The organism is Armatimonas sp., assembly GCF_043757465.1.
GTDB lineage: Bacteria > Armatimonadota > Armatimonadia > Armatimonadales > Armatimonadaceae > Armatimonas.
In genome coordinates, this window is the sequence record NZ_JAYVPL010000046.1 from 1 (window position 1) to 2,073 (window position 2,073).

General features: G+C 61.9%; 4 protein-coding genes. All 4 read right to left on the bottom strand.

What is annotated here, in order from left to right:
* Window positions 1–952 (bottom strand): recombinase family protein (locus tag ACH2ED_RS06030; protein WP_395089314.1); only part of this gene is annotated, 952 nt, incomplete at its 3' end.
* Window positions 936–1,121 (bottom strand): hypothetical protein, encoded by a 186-nt coding sequence (locus ACH2ED_RS06035; protein WP_395089316.1) that lies wholly within the window; start codon window positions 1,119–1,121, stop codon window positions 936–938. The genes ACH2ED_RS06030 and ACH2ED_RS06035, both read right to left, overlap by 17 nt.
* A complete protein-coding gene (locus tag ACH2ED_RS06040) occupies window positions 1,118–1,321 on the bottom strand; it encodes a hypothetical protein (RefSeq protein ID WP_395089317.1) in 204 nt (67 codons plus the stop codon). Before ACH2ED_RS06040 ends, ACH2ED_RS06035 begins: the two co-directional genes overlap by 4 nt.
* Window positions 1,318–2,073, bottom strand: a 756-nt coding sequence (locus ACH2ED_RS06045; RefSeq protein WP_395089318.1) for a hypothetical protein, incomplete at its 5' end; no start/stop codon positions are given. The genes ACH2ED_RS06040 and ACH2ED_RS06045, both read right to left, overlap by 4 nt.

Below are 2,073 nucleotides of genomic sequence, written 5' to 3' on the forward strand. Positions count from 1 at the left end.
TATTCCCGCCGCAGGAGCAGCGGATCCGCCCCGTGAAGAGGTAAGAGAAAGCGTCAGGACTCTCGGTAGCTTCGGAGCGTCGCGGGTTGCGACGCTTCTCGCCTCTGCCGCGCCGAGTCAGCAGTATCTGCGCCTGGTCGTAGACCCCCTGCGTGATGATGGGGGCGCAGAAGCTCTCATTAGTGATCTCGGCCCAAACAAAGCGCCCTATGCAGATGGGATTGGCGAGTACCTGCCGCGCCCGCTTGTCCGTCCAGTCCTCTCCGGTGGCCTCGGCGAGCAGGTCGCGCACGGCAGCAATGGAGTCGGTGGCCAGAAAGTCGGCGAAGGCTTCACGTACCAACTCGACGCGCTCTGGCTCTGGCACGAGGCGCTTGGGCGCACGCTTGCCCGGTGCCTGGTAGCGCTCGTCCTCGATGGCCTTGTAGCCAAAGGCGACGCTCGGGCCACCAGGCCACAGCCCGAGGCGCACCATCTCTGCCAGCTTGGTGCGGGTCTGCTCGGAGATGATCCTAGGCCAGAGACCATCGGTGGCGATCATCATGGACTGGTGCGCGTAGCCCGCAAGCCCACTAGCAAAGCTCTCCTTGACGGTGACGACCTGGGCGCGAACCTTCTCTAGCTCGTAGCGGGCGATAATGAACTCTTCGCCGCGACCGAGGCGAGCCATGAAGGTAACCACGACGACATCGAACTTCTTGGCCTGGGCATCAAAGAGAAGCTGTTTCCACTGCTTGCGGTTCAGATTCGTGCCGGTCTTGGCCTCCTCGCGGTAGACCGAGGCAAGCTGCCCGCCGTTCTCCTCGATGTAGGCGCGGCAGACGTTTTCCTGGGCCTCGCAGGAGGTCAGTCCCTGCTCGGCTTGCTTCTCGGTGGAGAAGCGAGAGTAGATAGCGCAGCGCCGCCCCGTGACGGAGACGGGCGCGCGGTTGAGTTTAGAGCGTGTTCCCATGAGTCCCTACTTCCACTTGCGGGGAGCCGCTCTCCTCTATTGCGTCAATTCGCTTGGCGATCTGATCAAGCGTGATAAGGATAGTCTTCATGCGAGCGATGGCCTCGCACTCGGTCAGGGGTGCGGGGAGAATCGTAGCGGGAGAAGTTCGTGCGACAGGAACCATCACGATGCCCTCCTCAGGCTCCACGGATTTACCCGCGTCTCCGTGCCATCCTGGAGCCGTATACCAATGCGCACTCCCTTGTTGTGCGTCACGGTCGCCAGGCGGAAGCTCCTGCCTCCACCCGTGATGTAGTGGACGCTCTCCCCAATGGTGAAGATCGGGGCAGTCTCTGGGTTTTGCTTGTCGGACTTGGAGAGGATCATAGCCACGTCTCCACGATCACCGGGTCGTCGCTCGGGTGGCGAGGCGAGAGCGCTAAGCCGCCGATCTTGTAGTTGCGCAGCGCTTCCTCAAAAATGATGCGCCTGCACTCCTCCAGGTCGGGAGTGGCGCATGTCTCTTTGGCCGCGACGTATTGCTCGCCCTCGGCAATGTAGCGCCGACGGGCCACGTAGAGATCGTCCCGGTGCGCCTCCTGGTCAGCCGCCTTCCAGCTCTTGAGTCCAGCCTTCGGGTTCTTGGCGGTCGCCGTCGCCTTCAGGTGTGCGGCAAACGCCGGAATTAACTCCGTAGCGCGGGGGAAGTCCGCTTTGTAATCGCAGTTGATCGTGTTGGCCAGGTTGATAGCCTGTGTCCAGGCGCTCTTCTGCCCCGTCCACTGCCGCACAAACAGGAAGCCAAGGCCAGCCTCCAGCGCGGCCACGGAGAAGGCGTAGTGTCCCGCATGGCGCGTGTCGGTCTTCAGCTCCTCTAAATCTGCCAGCATCGCCTCTAGCGTCGTGCAGACCGAGGAGACGCTCCCGTACTCGTTGATTCGCGGTGGCTCGTTTAGCACCAGGGGCTGAAGGTACTGAGCGAGATCGTCGCATGCCAACACGGGTTCCGTGGACGGCTCTTCAGAAGCCTGCAATACCCCTACACCTAGCTCTTTAGCACGGCGCTCGATAATGTCGGCTAGTACCTCCGAAATGCCCATGCGCAGATAAACCGGGAGTACGCTCATCTCGGCGATTAG